Raw genomic sequence first — 24,350 nt, 5'->3', positions numbered from 1 at the left:
CCGAACCCGTCAGGCCCGCTCAACCGGAAACGCCAGCACCTCGGCGATGTCCTCAGCACCGGTTTTCAGCATCAGCAGCCGGTCCAGGCCCATGGCGACACCGGCGCACTCAGGCAGGCCGGCGCTCAGCGCCGCCAGCAGCGCCTCGTCCACCGTCATCACCGGCTTGTTCAGGGCTTTGCGGACCTGATTATCCGCCGCAAACCGCCGGGCCTGCTCGTCCGGATCGGTCAACTCCCAGTAGCCGTTGCACAGCTCAACGCCCCGAACGTACAGTTCGAACCGGTGAGCCACCGGATGGCCATCCTCCTGCGACACCTTGGCCAGGGCCGCCTGTGATGCGGGGTATCGGGTGATAAACACGGGCCGCAATTGACCAAGCTGAGGCTCCACCGCCAGACTCATGATCAGGTCCAGGCAGCCATCCCGGCCCAGGTCCGCCAGTTGCTCGGGCGCCATCCACTGCCGGCACCGATCGCGAAGCGTCTCCAGTGAGGCCTCGAATGGGTCCACACCGCCAAAGGCCCGCAGAGCGTCCCGATAGCTCAGGGTGTCAGGGCGATCGCAATGAAGCCATCCCGTCACCAGATCGGCCACCTCGCTCATCAGTGACTGATCGTCAAACCCCGGGCGATACCATTCCAGCAGGGAAAATTCGACGTTGTGGCGGCGGCCGCGCTCGCCGTCCCGAAACACCCGGGCGACCTGGTAGATCGGCCCGGATCCGGCGGCCAGCAGGCGTTTCATGTGATACTCGGGGGAGGTCTGCAAAACGCCCCCGGACCATTCCGGGGTGGTGGCGCTGACGGCCACTGAATCCAGATGGGGATCAGTCACGCCATGGCGGCCCAGCACCGGGGTTTCCACCTCCAGCACCCCCCGTTGCGCAAAAAAGCCGCGCACGTAGGCAAGCTGCCGTGCGCGGCTTTCCAGGGCGGCCCGGGACGCAACCGGGCGCCAGGCGACCGGATCAGTCACCGGCAACCTCAACTGCTCTTGACGCGGCTGACGTATTCACCGGACCGGGTATCCACCTTCAGCACTTCACCGATGGTGATGAACAACGGCACGTTCACCACCGCGCCGGTCGACAGAGTAGCCGGCTTGGAGCCGCCCTGGGCGGTGTCGCCTTTCATGCCCGGATCGGTATCCACCACTTCCAGCTCCACGAAGTTCGGGGGCGTCACAGACAGCGGCGAGCCGTTGTACAGGGTGACGGTGTAGACGTCCTGCTCCTTGAGCCACTTGACGGTGTCCCCCACGGCCTTGGCGTCGGCGGGGAACTGCTCGAAGGAGCCATCGGTGGCCATGAAATGCCAGAATTCGCCGTCGCTATAGAGGTACTCCATGTCCTGGTCGATCACGTCCGCCGACTCCAGGCTCTCGCCGGACTTGAAGGTACGCTCCCACACGCGGTTTGTGTTCAGGTTACGCAGACGAACCCGGTTGAACGCCTGGCCTTTGCCCGGTTTGACGAACTCGTTTTCCAGAATGATGCACGGATCGCCGTCCAGCAAAACCTTAAGACCACTGCGGAATTCGTTGGTAGAATATGAAGCCATGAAATGTCCACCTGACACACTGTCGTTGCAAATTGAAAGAGCGCTATGATACAGCGAACGGCCGCCCGTATAGAAGCCCACAACCCGGACTCCTGGCAGGCCTGCCTGTCCCGCTCCGTGACCACGCCGGAGGCGCTTCTGGATCGGCTGGGGCTCGATCCGGCCCAATGGCTCAGCGGCGCCGCCGCCGGCCACCGGCTGTTTCCGATCCGGGTGCCGGAGCCGTTCCTCGCCCGCATGCGCCCCGGCGATCCTGATGACCCGCTGCTCCGGCAGGTCCTGCCCAGGACGGATGAAGTGGAACCGCAGGACGGCTTCGTGCCGGATCCGCTGGAGGAACAGGGCGCCATACTGACCACCGGGCTGATCCGGAAATATCGGAACCGGGCGTTGCTCATGGTCACCGGCCAGTGCGCCATCAACTGCCGTTACTGCTTCCGGCGACACTTCCCCTACCACGAACAGCGGCTGGACCCGGACCAGCGCCGCCAGGTCGTGGCTGCCCTGTCTGCCAATCCGGACATCGAAGAAGTCATTTTCAGCGGCGGCGACCCCCTTGCCGTCAGCGACCGGCTGTTGCACCAGTGGGTCGAGGCCCTCAACACTCTGCCGCAGCTTCGCCGCCTGCGCATTCACACCCGCCTGCCGGTGGTGATTCCCCAGCGGGTCTGCGATGCCCTCCTGGCCTGGGTAGCCGAGTCCCGGGTGCCGGTGGTGATGGTGGTGCATGTGAACCACCCGGCCGAACTGGACAGCAACACCCGCGCCGCGCTCGCCCGGCTCAAGGCCGCCGGCGTTACCCTGCTGAACCAGAGCGTGATCCTGCGGCGCGTTAATGACAGCGTGGACACCCTGGTGGAACTGAGCGAAGCGTTGTTCGATGCCGGCGTGTTGCCCTACTACCTGCACGCGTTTGATCCGGTGGCCGGCGCCCACCATTTTCACGTCAGCGACGACGAGGCGCGGCAACTGGTGCAGGCTCTGCTGCCCAGGCTGCCCGGTTTCCTGGTGCCGCGACTGGTTCGGGAGATACCCGATCGGGCCAGCAAGACACCGATCGACCTGTTCCCGTGAGCAAGCGCACAATTCCCCGAACACGCGACTTGTCAAAGATTGTCAACGCGTGATCTTCTCGCTTTCTAAGAAGATTTTGCTATTTTAAAGTCGACACTCCGGGATCGCCGAGCCAGGCCCCCGGCACTGACGTACGCCGAAGGACGCCATGAGCCTGAGAGACGAGCTGAAGATCCCCGACCAGAAAACGGCGACCCTGTCGTTTTGCGACACCAGCCCGAAAGCGTTTCGGGACTGGGTCGGCCAATTGCCCATGGCCAACATCGGGGAAGTCTCCCGCCAGCTTTATCACGCGGTCATCGAGCTCAACCAACTTTTCATTGCCCCGGCCCAGCGCCTGCAACTGCTGGAGCTGGTGCGGGACAAAGTCCACTTTGTGTGCTCCGAGCTGTCCAGCCACTTTCTGGGGCTGGCCATCGCGTTGCCCGAAAAACAGCGAAAAATTGCCAACCTCGCCCAGGCCCTGCAGCTGCATCTGGCGGGAGGATACAAACTCTGCCTGGTCGACTTTCTGGACAACGGTGGCCTGGAAAAGCACCGAAAGGGCATGACCACCGCCGCCCACCGGGCCGTGTCTGAACTCTCCGCCACCATCCTCCGGGCGCATCAGCTGTACTGCCCGAGCCCGGCAGGAAGCTGGCTGGAATGCCATCATCTGTACCGTTACGCCGCCGGCAACGGGCTGACCGACGCGCCGGTCGAGGACCACACCCTCTCACACCGGCGCAGCAGTTCGGTTGCAGACGCCTACAAGCGCATACTCCTGCTGGGTTGTGCACGGCCCAATCAGCTCCGTCAGTCCGAACTGAGCCTGGTCTACGACCTGTTCGAATCCTGGACCGACCATGCTCAGTGCGGCTCCGGCGACGACAGCCTGTTCGCGGTGCTTACCGACAAGGACACGCCGCCGGTCTACCGAAGCCTGCTGGACGCCTCGCCGTCCGGCGACACGCTGGGGCTGGAAACCCGGGCATTGTCCGGCCTGATTTCCGACACCCTGCACCTGCGCCGGGACAACGGCCGCGAGCCGGCGCCTCTGTCCGTGCCGGGCACCGTCAGCGACACATTACTGGTGCACCTGAGCCAGGCCCTCGGCATTCTCGCCAAGCGCAACTTCAACCGGATTGCCAGCGACGGCACGCTGGAGCTCTGTGTCGGGCTGACCGCCACCCACTATTTTATCTCCGGCGAAAAGACCTTCACCGAGTTCGTCAGCGGGAACGAAAGTACGCGTCCGGAGGACGAAAACCCGTTCATCCGGGCCTCCCGGCAGCGCAACGATGCCTGGTCCGGCGCCCACGACGCCGCACCCAGCGAAGATCGGCTTTACTCGGCCGATACCCCCATCAACTTCCGGGGCGCGGCCGGCACGATCACGTCGCCGGACGCGGAGAAAAGCCGGCCGAAGTCGCACCAGGCCTACCTGATCAACACCAGCCCGGGTGGCTACTGTGTGGGCTGGGAAACCGGCGTTCCCGTGTCACTCCAGGCCGGCGAGATCCTGGGCGTCAGGGAGCAGAGATCCCACCCCTGGAGTGTGGCCGTCGTGCGCTGGATTCGACAGCTCAAGCACCAAGGCACCCGGGTGGGCATTGAACTGATGGCGCCGAGCGCGGCGCCCTGCGGCGTCCGCCTGATTCAGAAAATCGGCAACAGCAGCGAGTACCTTCGAGGCCTTTTGCTGCCGGAAATCGCCGTGATTCGCCAGCCCGCCACGCTGATCACCCCACGCCTGCCGTTCCAGTCCGGAAGCCGCATCACGCTGATGCACGATGGTCGGGAAGATCAGGGGATGCTGGGCCGCAAAGTCTCGGCCACCGGCAGCATCAGCCAGTTTGAGCTGAAACTCCACAGCACCGCAGCGCCCGCCGAACGCCCGTCCAGCGACGCCAGCGCCAGCGGCGACGAATTCGACTCGCTCTGGCCATCCCTCTGACGCGGGCCCACCGGTACAACGCCCTGCGACCGCGCACAGTCTCGCGGTTTCAGGGTTGTTATTGCGCAGTAACCCCTGCATCATTCGGCCATAGCCTGCGCGCCCACGAGTAGCACGAGACGTTTTCCGAATGCAGAAAAAAACCGCGACCGTACACCTTCTGATCCTCGACCCCTCCCAGAACGACGCCGAATCCCTGGTCAGCCTGCTGAGAAACGCCGGCAAAGCGACCCGGGCGCACCGGGTCACCTCCGAGGAAGATCTTGAAGAAACCCTCAAATCCGGCAGCTGGGACCTGTTCCTGGCCCGTGAGGGGGATGAGGAGCTGAGCGCGGAGGCGGCCCTGGCCATGGTTCGCCGGATGGAAAAGGACGTGCCCTTTATCGTGCTGACCGAAGGCGATGATCGGGAGCAACGGGTGGCCACCCTCAAGTCCGGCGCCCAGGATACGGTGCCGGCGGACGCCCGGGACTGGCTGCTGCTGGTTATTAACCGGGAACTGGCCGCCCTCGAGGAGCGCCGCCGCCGGCGCGCCCTGGAATCCCACCTGCGGGAAGCGGAACAGCGCTGCCAGTTGCTGCTGGAAAGCTCCAAGGACGCCATCGCCTACATCAACGATGGCATGCATATCTATGCCAACCAGTCGTACATGGACTTCCTGGGATATGACGACATCGACGACCTGATCTGCATTCCGGTGCTCGATACCCTCACCCCGGACAGCCAGGACGCCTACAAGCAGTTCATGAAGTCGTTTGCAGAGAAGAATGAAGACGGCATGGCCCTGCACTGCGTGGCGCGGCGCAGTGACGATCAGGAGCTAAACGTCATTATGTCGGTGTCGGCGGCCACCTACGACGGTGAGGCCTGCACCCAGATTGTCCTGCAGCCGGAACAGTCGGACGCCGAACTGGAAGAGAAGCTGCGGCAGATCAGCAGCCAGGATCTGCTCACCGGCCTTTACAACCGCCAGCACCTGATGGATGCGTTGGCCCAGGCCATTGCCCGCGCCGGCAAAGACAACGAGGCCGGCGCCCTGGCCTACATCGGCATCGACAACTTCGTTTCCATGAAGAGCCAGATCGGCATTGCCGGCGCCGACCTGCTGTTGGGGGACCTGGCGACCCTTCTGCGGGAAAACGTGGACGACGACATCACCCTGGCGCGGCTGTCCGATGACGCCTTCTGCATCATGGCCCTGCCCAGCGATGAAAAGCGCATGACCGCCCGGGCCGAGCAGATCCGCGCCGCCGTTGAAGATCACATCTTCGAAGTGAACGGTCGTACCGTGCCGCTGACCGTCAGTATCGGCGTGGCCAACATCACTGAGAATTCGCCCAAGGCCGAGGACCTGATGGGCCGGGCCCACGTGGCATCCTCGGACGTACGCAAGCAGGAAGGGCACGAACAGGGCAACGGGGTTCGGGTCTACAACCCCGCCGATTACGAGGCCCTGGACGAGTCCAATTCCGCCGAGGCGATCCTCAAGGCCCTGGACGACAACCGCTTCCGCCTGCTGTTCCAGCCCATCATCAACCTTCGGGGCGAGGGCGAGGAGCACTACGAAGCGTTTGTGCGGATGCTCGACAAGGACGGCAAGGAAGTGTCGCCCTATGATTTCCTGCCGCCGGGCGGACCCACCGATACCGCCATCAAGATCGACCGCTGGGTAATCCTGCAGACCATCAAGCAGTTGGCCAACCACCGTTCACGGGGCCACGATACCCGTCTGTTCCTGAACGTAACGGCGGAAACCCTGCAGGACAAAACCTTCACGCCCTGGCTCAGCGTGGCGCTCAAAGCCGCACGCCTGCCCGGTGATTCGCTGATTTTCCAGCTGAGGGAAGCGGACGTTAACCACTTCATGAAGCAGGCCAAGGACTTCACCCGCTCGGTACACGAACTGCACTGCAAGGTGTCCGTATCCCAGTTCGGCTGCAGCCTGAACCCGTTCAATACCTTCAAGCATGTGGACGCGGATTACGTGAAGATCGACGGTTCGTTCACCGAAGAAATGCAGAAGACGGACGAGGCCAAGGAGCAGGTCAAGGAGATGGTCAAGAGCCTGCAGGCCGCGGGCAAGCTGACCATCATCCCGCTGGTGGAGAACGCCGGCATCCTGGCGACGCTCTGGCAGGCCGGCGTGAACTACATCCAGGGCTACTATCTGCAGGCGCCGGTGCCAGAAATGAACTACGACTTCGGGGACAACTGACGGCAGGCGCCGCCCGGCCTTGCCACCAGGGCTGAAGCCGGGCGGCACCGGCCAGGATTATTCCGGCACGGTTTCGCTCTCCCGGAAGCCGATCAGGTACAGGATCGCATCCAGGCCCAGGGTAGAAATGGCGTGCCGGGCGGACTCCTTCACCAGCGGCTTGGCACGGAACGCAACGCCCAGGCCGGCCTTGCTCAGCATCGGCAGATCGTTGGCGCCATCGCCCACAGCAATCACCTGCTCGGTGGAAATGTGTTCCTTGCGGGCGATCTCCAGGAGCAGTTCCGCCTTCCGTTTACCGTCCACGATCTGCCCGGACACCCGGCCGGTCACCTTGCCGTTTTCAATCTCCAGCTCGTTGGCGTGCACGTAATCAATGCCCAGCTTCTGCTGCAGGTGGCGGGCAAAATAGGTGAAGCCGCCGGAGAGAATGGCGGTGCGGTAGCCCAGCCCCTTCAACGTACGAATCAGGTGCTCGGCGCCCTCGGTCATGCGCAGGCGCTCGGCGATGCCCTGCAGCACCGATTCGTCCAGTCCACGCAGCAGGGCCAGGCGCTCGGCAAAACTCTGGCTGAAATCCAGCTCCCCCTGCATGGCCCGCTCGGTAATCTCCGCCACCTGATCGCCGACACCGGCCTCCCGGGCCAGCTCATCAATCACCTCGGCTTCAATCAGGGTGGAGTCCATATCAAACACCACCAGCCGCCGATTGCGACGGAAGATGGAGTCCTCCTGGAAGGCAATATCCACGTTCATCTCCCCCGCGATTTGCAGGAAGTCTGAACGCAGTCGGCCAAGGTCCTCCGGCGTGCCCCGCACCGAGAACTCCACGCAGGCGATGCGGTTGTCGGCGACGTTCAGGGACGGGCGCGCGGACAGCCGGGTAATGTTGTCGATGTTCAGGCCGTGCCGGGCAGTAATAGCGGATACCCGGGCAATCTGTTCCGCCTGCAGGTCCCGGGACAGCAAGGTGACAATGTAGCAGGCCCGGTTGCGGCCGGCGGCCCAGGCCTGATACTCGGCCTCTGTAATGGGTGCGAAGTGCACCTGAAGATCCAGTGCGTGCAGCCGGAACAGCAAATCCCGGATCACCGGCGACGACGTGGACTCGTCCGGAATCTCGATCAGGATGCCCCAGGTCAGGTGGTCGTGGATCACCGCCTGGCCAATGTCCAGAATACGCACGTTGTACCGGCCCATGATGCCGGTGATTTCCGAGGTCAGGCCCGGCTTGTCACGGCCGGACACGTTGATCAGGACCAGTTCACTCACGCTCGGAAGTCTCCTCTTGGGCCGGCTCAGCGGCGGCCGGGATCACGTCAATGGCGTCCACCCGCTGGAGGCCCCGGGGCAGCTTGTGGCCCCGCCGGCCCCGCTCGCCCAGGTAATGCTCCAGATCGTTGAAGCGAAGGCTCATCTTGCGCTTGCCGGCGCGGATTTCAATCTGGTCCTCGCGGGCAAAGATGGCAACCGCCACGACGAACTCCTCACGGTTCTGTACCCGGGCGGAGGGAATGCTCAGAATCTTGTTGCCCTTGCCCTTGGCCAGTTCCGGCAGCTCGGTGAGCGGGAACACCAGCATGCGTCCCTCGTTGGAGATGGCGGCCAGATACTGCTCACCGGCCGTCTTCGGCAGCGGCACCGGCGGCAGAATGCGGGCGCCCCGCGGCACCGAGACCACCGCCTTGCCGTTGCGATTCTTGCCGATCATGTCGTCCAATCGGGCCACAAAACCGTAGCCACCGTCGGTCACCAGCAGGACTTTGCTGGCCGGCTCGCCCATCAACAGGCCGGCAAACGTCGCCCCGGACGGTGGGTTGATGCGCCCGGTCAGCGGTTCGCCCTGGCCCCGGGCCGAAGGCAGGTTGTGGGCTTGCAGGGAATAGGCGCGACCGGTGGAATCCAGGAAAATCACCTGCTGGTTGTTGCGGCCCCGGGCGGCCAGCGCAAAGCGGTCGCCGGATTTGTAGCTTAACCCTTCCGGCTCGATGTCGTGGCCCTTGGCCGCCCGGACCCAGCCCTTCTCAGACAGCACCACCGTCACCGGATCGTTGGAGACCAGATCCACCTCGCTGAACGCCCGGGCTTCCTCCCGCTCGACGATCGGGGAGCGGCGGTCGTCACCGTAGGTTTCGGCGTCCTGGCGCAGTTCGGTTTTGATCAGATCGGTCAGGCGATCGGAGGAGCCCAGGATCGCCTGCAGTTCATCCCGTTCGGCAGCCAGTTCATCCTGCTCGCCGCGGATTTTCATTTCTTCCAGCTTGGCCAGGTGGCGAAGTTTCAGCTCCAGGATGGCTTCCGCCTGGTCCGCGGACAGACCAAATCGGGCCATCAGCTCGTCCTTGGGCTTGTCCTCGTTTCGGATGATGGCGATCACTTCATCAATGTTGAGGTAGGCGATCAGCAAGCCTTCGAGGATATGCAGCCGCGCCAGCACCTTGTCGAGCCGGTGCTGCAGGCGCCGGGTCACCGTGTTGCGCCGGAACGCCAGCCACTCCGTGAGAATCGTGTGCAGGCCTTTCACACCCGGGCGACCGTCGTTACCGATCACGTTGATGTTGACCCGGTAGGTTTTCTCCAGATCGGTGCTCGCAAACAGGTGCGCCATCAGGCCGTCCAGATCCACCCGGTTGGACCGGGGCACCACCACCAGGCGAGTCGGGTTCTCGTGGTCCGACTCGTCCCGCAGGTCCGCCACCATGGGCAGCTTCTTGGTCTGCATCTGCTGGGCAATCTGCTCCAGCACCCGGTTGCCGGACACCTGGTGCGGCAGATCGGTGACCACGATTTCGCCGTTCTCTTTCACCCAGCGGGCCCGCATGCGTAGGGAGCCGCGGCCGGTTTCATACATTTGCCGCAGATCGCGGCGAGGGGTGATGATTTCCGCCCGCGTCGGGAAATCCGGCCCCTTGATGTGCTCGCACAGCTGATCCACCGATGCGTCCGGCTGGTCCAGCAGGCGAATGCAGGCGGCCGCCACTTCCCGCACGTTGTGGGGCGGGATGTCCGTGGCCATGCCCACGGCAATACCGGTGGTGCCATTGAGCAGCACATGGGGCAGCCGGGCCGGCAGAATGGACGGCTCGTCCATGGTGCCGTCAAAGTTGGGCACCCAGTCCGCCGTGCCCTGCCCCAGCTCACCAAGGAGGACATCGGCAAACGCCGCCAGACGGGATTCGGTGTACCGCATCGCGGCGAAGGATTTGGGATCGTCCGGAGAGCCCCAGTTGCCCTGGCCGTCCACCAGCGGGTAGCGGTAGGAGAACGGCTGCGCCATGAGCACCATGGCCTCGTAACAGGCGCTGTCACCGTGGGGGTGGAACTTGCCGAGCACGTCGCCCACGGTACGGGCAGACTTCTTGTACTTGGCCGTGGATTTCAGGCCCAGCTCGGACATGGCGTAGACAATGCGCCGCTGTACGGGCTTCAGACCATCCCCGACGTTAGGCAACGCCCGGTCGAGGATGACGTACATGGAGTAGTCGAGGTAGGCCTTCTCGGTGTATTCCTTGAGCGAGACGCGCTCAAAACCTTCATCGGTGGTCTGGAACTCTGGCATGCGTGCCTCTTGTTTGCCTGAACGGCCGGCGGGCGGCCAGCCGCGATGCGACCTTCCGGCCCGGACGTCCCGGGCCCAGCGAAAGCCGTCATTATATGGACGCCGGAGCGGATACACCAATCTGGTAGCCACCCGCTTTCTCCAATAGCGGAATTCCCCAATGGAGGGCGTGGCGGGTGCCCCGTATTCTCGGCCCCAGTAAGTCGAAGACCGTTTTCCACTTTCCGACAAACGGACCTTTATGACCCCGAACCTCAAAGCCTGCGGCCAGGCCATGCTCACAGCCATGGTCAATGCGATTCTCGCGGTGGCGCTGATGCTGCTGGTGGAGTTTGCCATCAGCGGAACCTTTGTGGTTCCCCGCCCCTACCTGTGGGCCGGCTTGCTGATCTGGGCCGTCATCTTCGCCGGCCAGTTCTGGCGCCAGCGCTATCTCTGCAAGCACTGCCTGCCACGGCAGGACGCACCGCCCATAGACCATTGATCGAGCCTGGGACGAACCTCACCACGCACCGCTCAGCGCAAGCGCCTACGGGCCGTTGCTGACCCGGCTCCTCGGGGAACCCGCCGTGCAGCTGGCCCAACAACTGCTATCCTCCAGAAGGCGGCCGTCGTTTTGCCGCACATTCTTTGCATTCCCTGGAGGTAGCCATGACCCTGTTTCATCGGTTCGGTCTGCGCACCAAAATCGCCCTGCCCTTCGCCATTACGGCCGCCGCCCTGATCCTGGTCGGGGTTCTCAGCGCCATGTCGGTCCGTACCCTGCTGACGGCCACGGACCGGGTCGCGAGCACCTATCTGCCAGCCGTCAGCACCGTTCTCAACGGTGACCGGGATCTCTACCAGGCGCTGACGGCGCAGATGGGACTGCTGGACGCGGCGTTCAACGGTGGAGACACCACCCCGTTTATCGCCACCTTTGATGAGAACGCCAAACAGGCGCTGGACCGATTCAAAAAGGCCGAGGCCCTGCTGACCAGCCTGGGCCCCACCGATCTGGGCAACGGCTTTGACCAGGCCTACAACGACTGGCTGAACGCGGCCCGCCGAGCCATGACCATGGCAACGAATGGCGATCCCGGCAGCGCCCGGGCATTGGCCACCACCGAGGCCGCCCCGCGCTTTGACCGGCTCCGGGAGTACTATGACAAACTTGGCGCCCTCGCGGATGAGCGGGCCGGAGCGAGGGCGGAGGCATCGTCCCGAACCGGCATGACCAACCTCATCACCACGGCCGTGGTGACGGTGATTGCGCTGGTCGTGAGCCTGGCCGTTTTCTTCCTGTTCCTGAAACTGATTCTTGGCTCCATCCGCGCCATCCGCGACCAGCTGGACGCCATGGCCCAGGGCGAAGGCGATCTGACGCAACGGGTACCGGTGACGGTTCAGGATGATCTGGGCCAACTGGCGGAAAGCTTCAACCGGGTGCTGGCCAACCTCCAGGAAATGATTCGCTCCATCCAGACCCTGAGCGGTGATCTGGCGGAGCGGGCCGACGGCCTGGCCCATGCGGCGCGCGCCAACAGCGATGGCATCGCCCGGCAGACCGAGTCCATCGACATGGTGGCCACCGCCATCAACGAGATGCAGAGCGCCATCGAAGAGGTGGCCGGCAACGCCAACCGGGCCGCGGAAATCACCCGGGATACTGAGCGTACCGGGGCCGACAACGCCCGCCTGATCGGTGACTCGTCAAGGCAGGTGCAACGGCTGGCCGCCCAGATCGCCAAGGCCATTGACGCCATCACCACACTGTCCCGGGATTCTGACAACATCACCTCCGTGCTGGACGTCATCCGGGGCATCGCCGAACAAACCAACCTGCTGGCCCTGAACGCTGCCATCGAAGCCGCCCGGGCCGGAGAACAGGGCCGCGGCTTTGCAGTGGTCGCGGATGAAGTCCGCTCTCTGGCCGGGCGCACCCAACAGTCCACCGAAGACATTCACACCATGATTACAGCCCTGCAGGCCGGTGTGGCCGCTGTGGTGACCGAGATGGAAGCCGGGCAGAAAGAGGCCGCCGCCACCGAACGCCTGGCCTCGGAGGCGGAACACGGCCTGCAGTCAATCCTTCAGGGCATCAGCACCATCAGCGACATGAACACCAGCGTTGCGTCAGCCACAGAGGAACAGACCCAGGTTGTTGAGGAGATCAACCGCAACGTCACCGACATCAACGACCTGGCTTCGGAAAGCGACACCCGCTCCCGGGAAATCGATCAGATCAGCCAGAGCCTGAACGAGTATGCCGCGGACCTTGGCCGCCAGGCGAGTCGGTTCCGGGTCTGATGGGGCTTTGCCCTTGGTCGTATGGGCTTTGGTCGTATAGGGGTATTACGGATTGTTGCCGTCGATGATCGCGATAAACTTTGGCCATCGATGATTTTTTAGACACCCTTCATACAACCCGGCGGCATTGCCCGCGACAGAGGAGCATTGGCATGGAAGTGGAATTCGACGAGCGAATCGTTGTCCCGAGCAACAACTGAGTCAAGCAACACACTGGGTTGAGCGCCGGGCGCGCCCCTCAGCGTTTTCTCAGAACAGCTCTCAGAATACGTGAAGAACCGGTTGGCCGACGCCGCCGGTTCCTCCCCTCAAGCGGGCCCTGCCCTGCACACCGGTTCCCGTTTCTCCCGGAAACGGCGACGGTTTCTCATGAAACAGTGGTAACCTCCCGCGTTTTTTGGCAATCTCCGGAGTAGCGACTGTCTCCGGGGCTTCTCCGGCTGATCGGATCGCCACCCAGACAGTACGGGCAGCCCTGTCGCCCGTTGTGTTCGTCAACCAGCCAGAACTCTATGTCGCGACCCTTGCCTGACACGCTGGCAGCCCCGGAACTGGATGTGCTGTCACCCATGCTGAGCCAGGAAGGCCTGAACTGGACCGCGGATTTCCGGGGCCTGACCCTGAGAACCGCGCTTCAGCCTATTTACAGCATTTCCCACAAGCGGATCGTCGGGTACGAAGCTCTGATACGGCCGTTTGACAACGACAACGCCCCGGTACTTCCCAACCACCTGTTCGACCTGCCCACCTGCGACGCCGAAAACCTGCTGTTGGACCGGCTCTGTCGTTATCTGCACATGCGCAATTACAGCGCCATTGAGGATCGGCTGAACTGGCTGTTCCTGAATGTGTCGCCCCGGGTGGTGGCTGGCAAGAACCAGTCTGACGCGTTTTTTGGGCAGTTACTGAAGAAGACGGGCCTGCCGGCCCATCGCATTGTCATGGAAATTGTCGAGCAGCCCACGGACAATGCCGACCGTCTGCGGGAGACCGTTGGGTACTACAAGGATCTGGGTTGCCTGACCGCCATCGATGACTTCGGGGCAGGCCACTCGAATTTCGAACGCATCTGGAACCTGTCGCCGGACATCGTCAAACTCGATCGAACGTTGCTCACCCGGGCGGCGGACGATCACAAGGCCCGGCAGATCCTCAACGGCATCGTCTCGCTGCTGCATCAATCCGCCTGTCTGGTGTTACTGGAGGGGGTGGAAACCCGGGACCAGGCACTGATTGCCATTGACGCCGGCGTGGATTTTGTCCAGGGATTCTATTTCCAGCGGCCCAGCCTGGATTTTCGGACCCTGGCGGAGGCGAACACGGACTTTGACCACCTGCTGCAGGAATACAAACGACAGGCACAGATCACCCGGGACCCAACCCATCAACTGGTGGCGTTCTTCGAGGGCTATTTCCGGCGGGCCAGCGGCCGTCTGGGCGATGGATTCGACATGGCAGAGGCGTGCCGGGACCTGCTCAACCACCCGGCGGTATCCCGTTGCTATCGGGTGAACGCCCAGGGGGTGCAGATCGACGACACCCTGCTCTCCGATACCGGCTCCCGGCACCAGGACCCCCGCTTCCGCCCGCTGGAAAGCACCACCAGCGCCGACTGGTACCGTCAGCAGTACCTCCGGCAGGCCCTGGCCCAGCCCAACCACCTGCACGTGACCAACCCCTACCTGTGCGTGACCGGCGCCTACATGTGCGTCACCCTCTCCCTGGGCTTTTATCAGGCGGGCGAACTCCAGGTGCTGTGCTGCGACATACTCTCCAACCCGGTGGATCCCGACATCACCACGGGTTAATGCCGTACACCACGGCAATCACCGCGACCGTCACCAGGCCAATGAACAGGTTCATCGGCAACCCGACCCGCAGAAAATCCGAGAACCGGTAGCCGCCCGGCCCCAGCACCATCATATTGGTCTGGTACCCGATGGGCGTGGCAAAACTGGCCGAGGCCGCCATCATCACCGCGATCACGAACGGCTCTGGGGCCACCCCCATCACCGTGGTCATCGACAGCACCACTGGAATGACCAGCACCGCCGCCGCGTTGTTGGTGACCACTTCTGTCAGCACGGACACGGCAAAGTACACCAGGAAGATGCTGAGCAGCAGGTGCCCATGGCTCAAACCCATGATTCGCTCTGCCAGATATCCGGCGGCGCCGGTGTCCGCCAGCGCGGCCCCCAGGGCGAAGGAGGCGCCGATGGTGAGCAGCACCGGAACGTCGATGGCCCGCTGGGCCTGCCGGGGTGAGCAGCAACCGGTGAGGATCATCAGGGCGGCACCGAGGAACGCCGCGTTCAGCATCGACAGGGTCCCAACCGCCGCCAGCACCACCATGCCAAGCAGAATGGCCCAGGACCACCAGGCCCGCTCTGGGGCATTCGCCGGCTCAGCGCCGATGTCAGACACCAGTGCATCGCCGTCACCGGCGGTCGGTGACAGCGCAATGCGCGGTCCGTGATCCGGCAGCAGCCGGGGCATGACCAGCAGGATGGCGGCGATGCCGATCACCGCCACCGGGAGGCCAACGCTGGTGATGGAAAAAATGGAAAACCCTTCGGCGCCGGTCAGACGCTGGTACTGGCCGTTCACCACCAGGTTGGTACTGGTGCCCACGAGGGTCAGCGTACCGCCGAGAATGGCGGAGTAGCTCAGGGGGATCATCAGCTTGGAGGGGGCAATGCCGATCCGGTCGGACCAGCTGTGAATGGCCGGGATCATGGTGGCAACCACCGGCGTGTTGTTCAGGAAGCCGCTGAGCAGGGAGACCGGCACGGCAATGCGGGCCTGGGCGCTGCGCACGCTGCGGGGGTGACGGAGTAAATGCGTCACCAGCAGCTCAACGCCACCGGAATGATGCACGCCGGCGGCCACCACGAACATGGCCGCCACCGTCATCAGACCGCTGTTACTGAAGCCCGCCAGCGCCTGGTCCGGCGACAGCACACCGCTCACGCTGAGCACGACCAGGACGCCCATCATCACCAGATGGGGCGCAAAGCGGCCGGTACTCATCAGTAACAGGGCACCGCCGGCGAGCGCCAGCGAGAACCAACCTTGCCAGTCCATGTACGGTCTTCCCGGTCATGAAAACTGGCAGGATAGCGGGTTTCATCAAGCCACAAAAAGAATAACGAGCGATTTTAAAAGCACTTTACGATATATCAACCGGTCACGTCGGCGAGATTGCCGTAGGCTTCCAGCCAGGCCCTGCGGTCAGACGCCCGCTTCTTGCCCAGCAGCATGTCCATGCGCTCGTCGGTCTGGTCGCCCTCTTCCAGCGTCAGCATCACCAGCCGGCGGGTATCCGGGGCCATGGTGGTTTCCCGCAGTTGCAGCGGATTCATCTCACCCAGGCCCTTGAAGCGGGTGACCGAGAGCTTGCCCCGGCGGTTTTCCGCTTTCAGGCGATCGAGAATGCCCTGCTTTTCGTGCTCATCCAGGGCGTAGAAGGTCTCCTTGCCCAGATCCACCCGATACAGGGGCGGCATCGCCACGAACACGTGGCCGGCGGCTACCACCGGCCGGAAATGCTTCACAAACAGCGCGCACAGCAGGGTGGCGATGTGCAGGCCATCGGAATCCGCGTCCGCCAGGATGCAGACCTTGTTGTAACGAAGACCGGCCAGATCGTCCGAGCCCGGGTCCACGCCAATGGCCACGGCAATGTCGTGGACTTCCTGGGACGCCAGGATCTCGCCGGAATCCACCTCCCAGGTGTTCAGGATCTTGCCCCGCAGCGGCATCACCGCCTGGAACTCCCGGTCCCGGGCCTGCTTGGCGGAACCGCCGGCGGAATCCCCCTCCACCAGGAACAGCTCAGAGCGGGCCGTATCGCCGCCGGAACAGTCCGCCAGCTTGCCGGGCAGGGCCGGGCCGGAGGTGACTTTTTTCCGGGCCACCTTCTTGCTGGCCCGCAGGCGCCGCTGGGCGTTGCTGATGAACAGCTCCGCCAGGGCTTCCGCCACATCGGTGTGCTGGTTCAGCCACAGGCTGAAGGCGTCCTTGACCACGCCGGAGACAAAGCTCGCCGCTTCCCGGGACGACAGCCGCTCCTTGGTCTGCCCGGAGAACTGCGGCTCCTGCATCTTGAACGACAGCACGTAGGCCACGCGCTCCCAGATGTCCTCCGGGGACAATCTCACGCCCCGGGGCAACAGGTTGCGGAACTCGCAGAACTCCCGCATCGCTTCAAGCAGGCCGGTGCGCAGGCCGTTCACATGGGTGCCGCCCTGGGCGGTGGGAATCAGGTTGACGTAGCTTTCCATGACCGCTTCGCCGCCCTCGGGCAGCCACTGGATGGCCCAATCCACCGCCTCGGCGTTGCCGGAGAAGCTGCCGGTAAACGGGTCCAGGGGCACCGCCTCGATGTCCGCCAGGGCGGTCCGCAGGTAGTCCCGCAGCCCGTCCTCGTAGAACCACTCGTCCTTGTCGCCGGTCTTTTCCTGGAGGAACGTCACCGTCAGGCCCGGGCACAGCACCGCCTTGGCCCGGAGGTTATGGCGCAGCCGGCTGACGGAGAAGTTGGGGCTATCGAAGTATTTCGGATCGGGCCGGAAGCGCAGGCGGGTGCCGGTGTTGCGTTTGCCCACCGTGTCGACCACCTGCAGATCCGAGGCCTTCTCGCCATCGGCGAAGGTCATACGGTGCAGCTGGCCATCGCGCTTGATCAGCACTTCCAGCTCCAGGGACAGGGCATTGACCACGGAGACGCCCACCCCGTGCAGACCGCCGGAGAAGTTGTAGTTGCCCTGGGAGAACTTGCCGCCGGCGTGCAGCCGGGTGAGGATCAGCTCCACCCCCGGCACACCCTCTTCCTTATGCAGATCCACCGGCATGCCCCGGCCATCGTCCTCGACGCTCAGGGAGCCGTCGTCATGGAGAATCACATCGATGCGGCGGGCGTGACCGGCCAGCGCCTCGTCCACGCTGTTGTCGATCACTTCCTGAGCCAGGTGGTTCGGCCGGCTGGTATCCGTGTACATGCCCGGGCGCTTGCGCACCGGATCGAGGCCGCTGAGAACTTCAATGGCGTCGGCGTTGTACTCTTGGCTCTTGGGCTGCTGGCTCATAGACAGGGCGAGGCTCCGCGATGGTTCAAAACAGAGCCCTAGCTTAGGGATTCACCGGCAAAGATCAACGGTTGTTTTGTGCCGCCGGCCGCTTACGGCTGAAGCACCATCGGCGCCTCGGCCACGCCCGAGACCGTCACCCGGTTCCAGCGCCCGGGCTCCACCGCCAGCACCGCGCAGGGCGAGGTCATGACCTGGGCTAGCACCGCGCCGGCCGGCGGCGTCCGGGACTCCATCCGGATGCGCAGGTTATCCCGTTGGAGGTCAGCGGCGGCCAGCCCGACCCCGTAGCCGGCGGTGGGCTTTTCGCCCAGGGTCACGAACAGCAGCACTTCCTGGCTCAAGTCCACAGCCCGGAGCTGCTGGGTAGCCAGGTTCTGGCCCTTCAGGCCGAGGTATTTGGAGAGCTGGTCGTCGGTGGTCACCAGCAGCAGGCCAGGGCCAGTTAGACCGCAGTGCGCCGACTGGGTGATCTGCCGTACGGGCGCGGGGGCGGGCGCCGTGGGATTCGGCGCGGCGGCACAGGCAGACAACGTCACGCATGCAGCCACCACGGCAACCCGGCGGGCCAGGGCCAGCCGCGGCAATAGCCGGTGACGTGACTGGCGAAACGATGGACGGATCATGGGCGGCCTCCGGAAAGCTGTTTTACGCCCGGGTCATCCCGGGTCAGCAGGCGATAGCCGCCGAAATCCGGCCTCGGCAGCACATCCGGCGTCGCGGCGGAAATGGTGGGCCGGCTGAAGCCGGTGGTCATGCGCAGATTAGTGAGGTCGGTATCGGCGGTGACCTGCACCACCTGGCGAAGCCCAGACACCGGATACTCAGCGCAGGCCTCCCCCGGCTGGCAGATGAAGCCGTCATTATCCAGGTCGGTACCGGCCACCAGGTAGTAGCTGCCGGGGCGTACCTCATCGACGTCCTGGGTACCCTGGCCGTCGTCGTGGCGGAATCGGAAGGTGTACTGGCCGTTTTCTACCTGCACCACATCCTGGGCTTCCGTGATGAAGTTGCCGTCGGCATCGGGTTCGGTCTGCACCAGCAGGACGAACTGCACGCCGGCGTCGCGGTCGGTAGCGTCGGTGACGATCTGGGCGCTGACGGGGATGGTGAGGGAACGGGAGGAATCAGTGGTGTAAGTGACAGAAACCGAGCCCTTCAAGGGAGCGTCGGGGTTAAGCGAGCTGGGGTCTATGAGAGCGACTGTCAGCTCTGCCGGGTCCACAGCATCGTCGCAGGTAACCTTCAACCACGCGGGGGAAGAAAAGACGCAATTGGTGAGCGGGTTTGTGAGATCGCCAATGCGGTTCAGCGTTACAACGTCCTCCGTCTTTTGATTATTCAGACTGACGAAATAAGGATCTGGAGAAACCACCGTTGTCGAACCACCGTTCAGCGCTTTGGAAACCGCCCTGGCAGCATCAATCAGCCCGTAACCCAACTGGTCATTCCGGGACCCGTCGCCATCCTGAGTCAGCTCACCGGCCATTAACCAAGCCCGGAACTGGCCCGGCGAGATAGCTGTGGTGCTGGCCTCCTGCATCAGCGCAAAGACCCCGCTCACGTGCGGGGCGGCCATGGAGGTCCCCACCAGCCCCCGATAGCTGGGCTCAAACTGGCCGCTATCTCCGAGCGTGGCGCTGGTGCTCAGGACCAGGTCGGGGGACCCATCCAGGTTCGCATCAGCAGCGCTGCCGCCCGGCGCTGCCACATCAATCCAGCTGCCAAAATTGGAATACGGCGCCAGGTTCCCGGCACCGTCCACCGCGCTGACGGCAATGGCGTACTGGGACGCGGCCGGGTATTCCTTGGTGCTGGTGGCGCTGTTACCGGCGGCGGCCACCGTGGTGATACCCCGGTCATTCAGGCGCTTGAGCGCCGTTTCCAGGGACGAGACGTAGGGCAGCCCGCCCAGGCTCAGGTTAACGATATCGGCGTTGTCGTTGTCGGCGATCCAGTTAAGGCCATCCACCAGATCGCCCAGGGAACCACTACCGCCCTCGCCCAACACGCGAACGGGCAGCAAGGTGGCGCTGAATGCCACGCCCGTTCCACCGATTCCGTTGTCTTTCAATGCGGCGATGGTGCCGGCCACATGAGTGCCATGGAAGACATTGGTGCCCAACGTGCTGCCCGGGTCAGCCGGGATATTATCCCGCCCGATCTTGCCGTAGAACGTCGTATTAACGTCATCGTTGTCCAGGTCGGTCTGGCTGACAAAATCCGAGCCAATTAGACGGGGATCGCTAACTTGGGGGACATGGGCATTGAGATCCGGGTGCCACTGACCGTTCGCGCGGTCCCGAAACAATCCCGTATCCACCACCGCCACGGTCACGCCATTACCGCCACCGGGCGCCAACTGCCAGGCCGCCGGTACGTTGATCAACGGATAGTGCCATTGCTTTGAATAAAGAGGATCCGGGCTTGGCGCCTGAGCATTGACCACATAATTCGGCACCGCCGAGGCAACGCCCGGCTGTGCCCGCAGTGCCTGGATCCATTGGGCTGTCTGCTCCGGCGCGCTGCCAGCGGACAGCGTCTGGGCCGCGTTACGGCGCATCAGCCAGGTGCCCTGCCCCAGCTCGCGCACCGGGCTCGCGCTCAGGGTCGAGGCCATGGCCCGGGCGTTCACGCTTCCACCGAAGGTAACCAGCGCCTCGTCCCGGACAAAGTTGTACCGCGGCCAGTCGAACGACAGGGACGTGACCCCGCCGGACGGCGAGGTGGTCAGCACATAGCGCATGGGGCCGGAGCCCGCCTCCACATCCACGTAATAGCTGCCCGTCGCCGTGCCGGTGGGCACGTCAATCGACACGGAGTAGACCTGGGTACCAGGGGACGTCGTCTGCGTCATGGTGTTGGTCACAACGGAACCGTCACTGGGATTCCTCAGCGTCAGGCTCACCGGAAAGTTCGCTTCGACGGGCGTGCCGGCAGCGTCGTAGTAATAGGTGTAGAAGGTCTGTAATTCGATCCGGTCTCCCGCTGACACCGTCAGCTGGTACCGGTCGACCGGATCGCGGGCATAGTCGTCGTTCGGATCATTAACGTTACGGCTGCCAGACTGGCCACTGACGTAACCTCCGAGAATCACGCTGCCTGGCAAGGATTGCGGGCTCGCGGTGCCCAGGAAGCCGGAGGTCACACTGAGCTTTTCCGCCGTATCGATATCCACCCGGGTGTTGGCTTCAATATCAATCTGGCCGGCCACCGCCGCCGACGGTGCCGGGGTGTCGCCGCCACTGGAGGACCCGCCACCGCCGCCACACCCCGCCAGGGCGACGGGCAGCAGGACCAACACACCGGCGGATCGCCAGACTTTATAACCGTTCATGCACACCTTCCCGCTTCACCTGTGGGGGTTTCATCCGGCTCGCCGCTCTCAGTGCCGAGAACCGGATACATCGTGCCCCGATTCTAGAACCAAACGATGAAAATTGCGCGACGGTTCCGGCAACCCCTGAGCCCTGGGCAAAAAAAACGGGCCCAGCGGGCCCGGTAAGTTGCGCGCTCAGACGAGCGCCTGGGTCAACGTGTGTGGCTCAGAGCGCGTAGAAAAACAGCGGCACAAAGGCCACGATCAACAGGGTCGGCCCCATGATCGTCAGGGGCAGCAGCAGCCGCTGATAGCGGTGCCAGAAGGAGCCGGTGCGTTCCGCCGCCAGCACTTCGGTTTCGCCTACCACCTGCCGGGTCAGTAGGTGGTTCAGCGCCACCGGCGGGCTCAGGTAGCCGAGCTCAAAGGCCACCAGACACACCAGCCAGAAGTGCAGCGCGTCGATGCCCATGCCGATGGCCGGCTGGGCAATGGTGGCGGACACCAGAATCACGGCGCCAAACGGGTCCATCACCATGCCAATGAACGTCAGCAGCAGCACGATCACCATCATCGCCAGCCACGGGCTCGCCAGATGTTCCGGGAACAGCAGGTGAACGATGTTGGAGCGCTCCAGAATACCGCCCAGGCAGATGGAGAACCCGATCAGCCCCAGCAGCGCACCGATGTGCACCGCCGAATCGCTGGCGGCCGCCGCGCTGCGGTTCCAGAACACCCGGCTCCGGCTGCCGGGCTCGGTGTCGTCGGCCTTGCCCGCGTCTAGCGCCACCAGGGCGAGCATCACCAGCGGCAGGATCAGTGGCGCGCTGTACTCGTTGAACTTCAGGCCGAGAATGATCCAGATCGCCAGGATCACCAGCGCCGCCACCGCCGCGTAGGGCACCAGCGGGCGCAGGTTGGCGATGGCCTGGGTCATCGCCCCCGGCGCCGGACGGGGCTTCCAGTTGCCTTCGGTCTTGCACACCACCAGGGTAAACAGGGTGGCGGACATCAGGAAAATCCACACGCCCCAGCCGTACATTTCCGAGGTGGTCACTTCCTTGTTTAGCGCGGCCACGACCACAATCAGAAGGCACGGGTTCAGCACCACCCCGAGGCTGCCAGACATGGCCGTGGTGGCCAGGGACAGCTGACGACCGGCGCCAGAGCGGCGCAGCTCGTCGTAGACAACGCCACCGACGGCCAGGATGAAAATCCCGGAAGCGCCGGTGAAGGCGGTCGGAAACGCGGTGGTGAAGATAATCACCGAAGCCAGCAGCGGCGCCGGCAGGTTGAACGGCTTGATCACGTCCAGCAGCAGCTCCGGCAGGCGGGTCTGCTTGAGCATCATGCCCACCAGCACGTACAGGCCGATGTTGATGAACATGGACGACAGGTTGGTCATCATGCCGAAGTAAATGGCCAGCCCCGACGCGTAGCCGTCCACCAGGAAGAAGTAGCCCATGGCGATCAGGCCCATGGAGCAATACAGCGGAATCACCAGCCCGGAGGAGAAGGACAAGCGGCCGGGGTTAACCCGCTCGGGCACGTTCACAAACCGGATCAGGTTGATCAGCATGAACAGGCCGAACACCAGCCCCCAGGCGTACTGCAGCTCGCTGGTGGTTTCCGATTCCGGCGACAGCGCCAGCTTGCCGACATAGGCATTCAGGGACGCCACCATCAGCCCGTTCACCACGAACTGCACGCCCTGGCTCAGCCGCCACTCGGCCCGGTTACGGGGCAGCCGCAGGGCGATGTGATCGGTATCCAGGGCGGCAATCGCCGCGGCCATGGCGAACATGGCAATGAACAGGAATTTAGTCAGGTCGATGTTATCCAGCAGGAATCGCGCGATGTTCTGCTCGACCCACTTGTACGCCCCCAGCGCGGGGGTGGCGAGCTTCTGGTTCTGCTCGTACAGGGCGTATTTCTGCTGACACAGCTCCAGGTTGCTTTCCAGGGATTTGCGAAGGGCCGCGGCATTGGGTGGCGAGCTGAACAGGTCATCCGGATCCGGCTTATAGGCCTTTATCCGCTTTTCAACCTCGGCGTCGATATCCCGGTTGAGGTCGCAGTCCGGCTTGGTCGCCGCCGGGTCCAGAAGGTAATAGTTCGGCCAGACCTGCTCCCCCACCCACAGCAGGCGGGAGTGCAGCGAGCTCCCCATTCCCAGCAACAGCGTAAACATCAGCAGGAGCAGGAGAATGGCCCCATGCAGCTTGTGCATGGGGTACAGAGTCTTGGTGGCCGGTACAGTCAGCGTGCGCCAGTTCATCGTCTTGCGGTCCTGTTATTCGCGGTTTGCGGCCGTGCACTCGGAAGCGGCCGGGTTGCTGGCGCAACGGATCTTGCTCATCAGACCCAGCATCTTCGGATCGTAGACGTCCGGCGCGCCATTCACGCCGTCCCGCATTTCCAGGCGGTTCTGACGGAACATTTCCTGATAGCCGCGAATGTCCTTCTCCGGAATGCGGATCCACTTGTCCTCGGGAATGGCCTTTTCCTGGCCGTGAATCAGGTCCATGGCCTGCGGGAACATGGCCCAGGCCACATCCCGGGACTGCTGCGCCTGCTCGTCGCTGAGCACGTCGTCACGGGCGATGATCTGCAGGGTCAGCTGGGCCAGCGGGTAATCCACTACGCCACCCTTGTCGCCAATGCCTTTGTAAAGCTCCAGGGCCTCGTAGGCGAAGGCCGGGGCGTAGGCGGTGTCCACGGAACCATTATTGAACTTGCCGGCAAAGTTGGTGATGTCCGAGGGCACCACGGTGGCCTTGACGAAGTTCACCATGTGAATCGCGTCTTTCTGGTAATCCAGGGTGGCCATTCGCTTACCGGCCAGTTCGCCCGCCGTATCGATGCTGCGATCGTTCACAAACAGGTAGCCGGCGCCGGCGGGGATAATGCCCAGCACTTCGTAGCCGTTCTGCTTCATCAGCGGTGCGGCCTTGGGCTGGGCCAGGGTCGCCAGCAGGGTTTTCAGATCGTCGTAAGTGGGCAGCGCGCCGACGGCACTGATGGTGCCGGTGAAGCGGTTGAACGGCCGGGTCCGCAGGTCGGTGGCGGCCACCGCGTCGCACTGGCCGGCATTGAAGTCACCCACGGCCACGCCTTCATCGGTGTAGGGCTTGAGATCAAAATCCACGCCGTGGCCTTTCATTTCAAGGGCGTAGTCCTTGACCATGTTGTAGAAATCACCGTTGGCACCGATGACGTCAAACACGCAGAGCTTGACGGACTGGGCCGAGGCCAGCGGCGCAACCGCCGCCAGGGTGAGAGCAGTAAGGGATTTGCGGAACATGACGA

The 24,350-nt window shown here is 63.7% G+C and carries 16 protein-coding genes; 6 read left to right on the top strand and 10 right to left on the bottom strand.

All coding sequences use genetic code 11. From position 1 onward, the window contains the following. Positions 1–9: 9 nt before the first annotated feature. Entirely contained in the window at positions 10–978 is a 969-nt protein-coding gene (gene epmA, locus V3388_RS04080; protein WP_336366243.1) for an EF-P lysine aminoacylase EpmA, read from the bottom strand. Positions 979–986: 8 nt separating this feature from the next. Then, on the bottom strand, positions 987–1,562 hold the full coding sequence (efp, locus tag V3388_RS04075) for an elongation factor P (RefSeq protein WP_336366242.1): 576 nt from the start codon (positions 1,560–1,562) through the stop codon (positions 987–989). A gap of 45 nt (positions 1,563–1,607) precedes the next feature. Here efp and epmB point away from each other — a divergent pair, with 45 nt between their 5' ends. From epmB to V3388_RS04060, 3 genes are all read left to right on the top strand, one after another. After that, the gene (epmB, locus tag V3388_RS04070) at positions 1,608–2,636 is read left to right on the top strand and encodes an EF-P beta-lysylation protein EpmB (RefSeq protein WP_336366241.1); all 1,029 of its coding nucleotides are present in this window, start codon (positions 1,608–1,610) and stop codon (positions 2,634–2,636) included. Positions 2,637–2,784: 148 nt separating this feature from the next. Further along, positions 2,785–4,572 (top strand): GTPase, encoded by a 1,788-nt coding sequence (locus V3388_RS04065; protein ID WP_336366240.1) that lies wholly within the window; start codon positions 2,785–2,787, stop codon positions 4,570–4,572. Between the two features lie 130 nt (positions 4,573–4,702). After that, positions 4,703–6,787 (top strand): EAL domain-containing response regulator, encoded by a 2,085-nt coding sequence (locus V3388_RS04060; protein ID WP_336366239.1) that lies wholly within the window; start codon positions 4,703–4,705, stop codon positions 6,785–6,787. 57 nt (positions 6,788–6,844) lie between these two features. Here V3388_RS04060 and serB read toward each other — a convergent pair whose 3' ends face one another. Next, positions 6,845–8,059 carry a phosphoserine phosphatase SerB gene (gene serB, locus V3388_RS04055; protein ID WP_336366238.1) on the bottom strand — a complete coding sequence of 405 codons (1,215 nt, stop codon included), beginning with the start codon at positions 8,057–8,059 and terminating at the stop codon, positions 6,845–6,847. Then, a complete protein-coding gene (gene parC / locus V3388_RS04050; protein ID WP_336366237.1) occupies positions 8,052–10,346 on the bottom strand; it encodes a DNA topoisomerase IV subunit A in 2,295 nt (764 codons plus the stop codon). The genes serB and parC overlap by 8 nt, the downstream gene beginning before the upstream one ends. A 241-nt stretch (positions 10,347–10,587) precedes the next feature. Here parC and V3388_RS04045 point away from each other — a divergent pair, with 241 nt between their 5' ends. The 3 genes from V3388_RS04045 (at position 10,588) to V3388_RS04035 (ending at position 14,443) form a co-directional block, all read left to right on the top strand. Continuing rightward, positions 10,588–10,830: a hypothetical protein gene (locus V3388_RS04045; protein WP_336366236.1), complete on the top strand. Its 243-nt coding sequence runs from the start codon at positions 10,588–10,590 to the stop codon at positions 10,828–10,830. Positions 10,831–10,997: 167 nt separating this feature from the next. Beyond that, entirely contained in the window at positions 10,998–12,635 is a 1,638-nt protein-coding gene (locus tag V3388_RS04040; RefSeq protein WP_336366235.1) for a methyl-accepting chemotaxis protein, read from the top strand. A 524-nt stretch (positions 12,636–13,159) separates the two neighbouring features. Continuing rightward, positions 13,160–14,443 (top strand): EAL domain-containing protein, encoded by a 1,284-nt coding sequence (locus V3388_RS04035; protein WP_336366234.1) that lies wholly within the window; start codon positions 13,160–13,162, stop codon positions 14,441–14,443. Here V3388_RS04035 and V3388_RS04030 read toward each other — a convergent pair. The 6 genes from V3388_RS04030 to V3388_RS04005 form a co-directional block, all read right to left on the bottom strand. After that, complete coding sequence (locus tag V3388_RS04030; RefSeq protein ID WP_336366233.1) at positions 14,430–15,719, bottom strand: SLC13 family permease; 1,290 nt, start codon at positions 15,717–15,719, stop codon at positions 14,430–14,432. The genes V3388_RS04035 and V3388_RS04030 overlap by 14 nt on opposite strands. A 95-nt stretch (positions 15,720–15,814) precedes the next feature. Further along, positions 15,815–17,722, bottom strand: coding sequence for a DNA topoisomerase IV subunit B (gene parE, locus V3388_RS04025; RefSeq protein ID WP_336366232.1), 1,908 nt, complete (start codon positions 17,720–17,722; stop codon positions 15,815–15,817). Positions 17,723–17,814: 92 nt separating this feature from the next. After that, a complete protein-coding gene (locus tag V3388_RS04020; protein WP_336366231.1) occupies positions 17,815–18,348 on the bottom strand; it encodes a protease complex subunit PrcB family protein in 534 nt (177 codons plus the stop codon). Then, positions 18,345–21,059, bottom strand: coding sequence for a S8 family serine peptidase (locus tag V3388_RS04015; RefSeq protein ID WP_336366230.1), 2,715 nt, complete (start codon positions 21,057–21,059; stop codon positions 18,345–18,347). The genes V3388_RS04020 and V3388_RS04015 overlap by 4 nt, the downstream gene beginning before the upstream one ends. Before the next feature lie 208 nt (positions 21,060–21,267). After that, positions 21,268–23,319 carry a TRAP transporter large permease subunit gene (locus V3388_RS04010; protein WP_336366229.1) on the bottom strand — a complete coding sequence of 684 codons (2,052 nt, stop codon included), beginning with the start codon at positions 23,317–23,319 and terminating at the stop codon, positions 21,268–21,270. Between the two features lie 15 nt (positions 23,320–23,334). Then, positions 23,335–24,345 (bottom strand): putative solute-binding protein, encoded by a 1,011-nt coding sequence (locus V3388_RS04005; protein ID WP_336366228.1) that lies wholly within the window; start codon positions 24,343–24,345, stop codon positions 23,335–23,337. Between the last annotated feature and the right edge of the window lie 5 nt (positions 24,346–24,350).

Source organism: Marinobacter sp. C2H3 (genome assembly GCF_037080155.1).
Taxonomy (GTDB): domain Bacteria; phylum Pseudomonadota; class Gammaproteobacteria; order Pseudomonadales; family Oleiphilaceae; genus Marinobacter.
The sequence above is the reverse complement of the archived record's forward strand: the minus strand, read 5'-3'. Positions and strand labels throughout refer to the sequence as shown.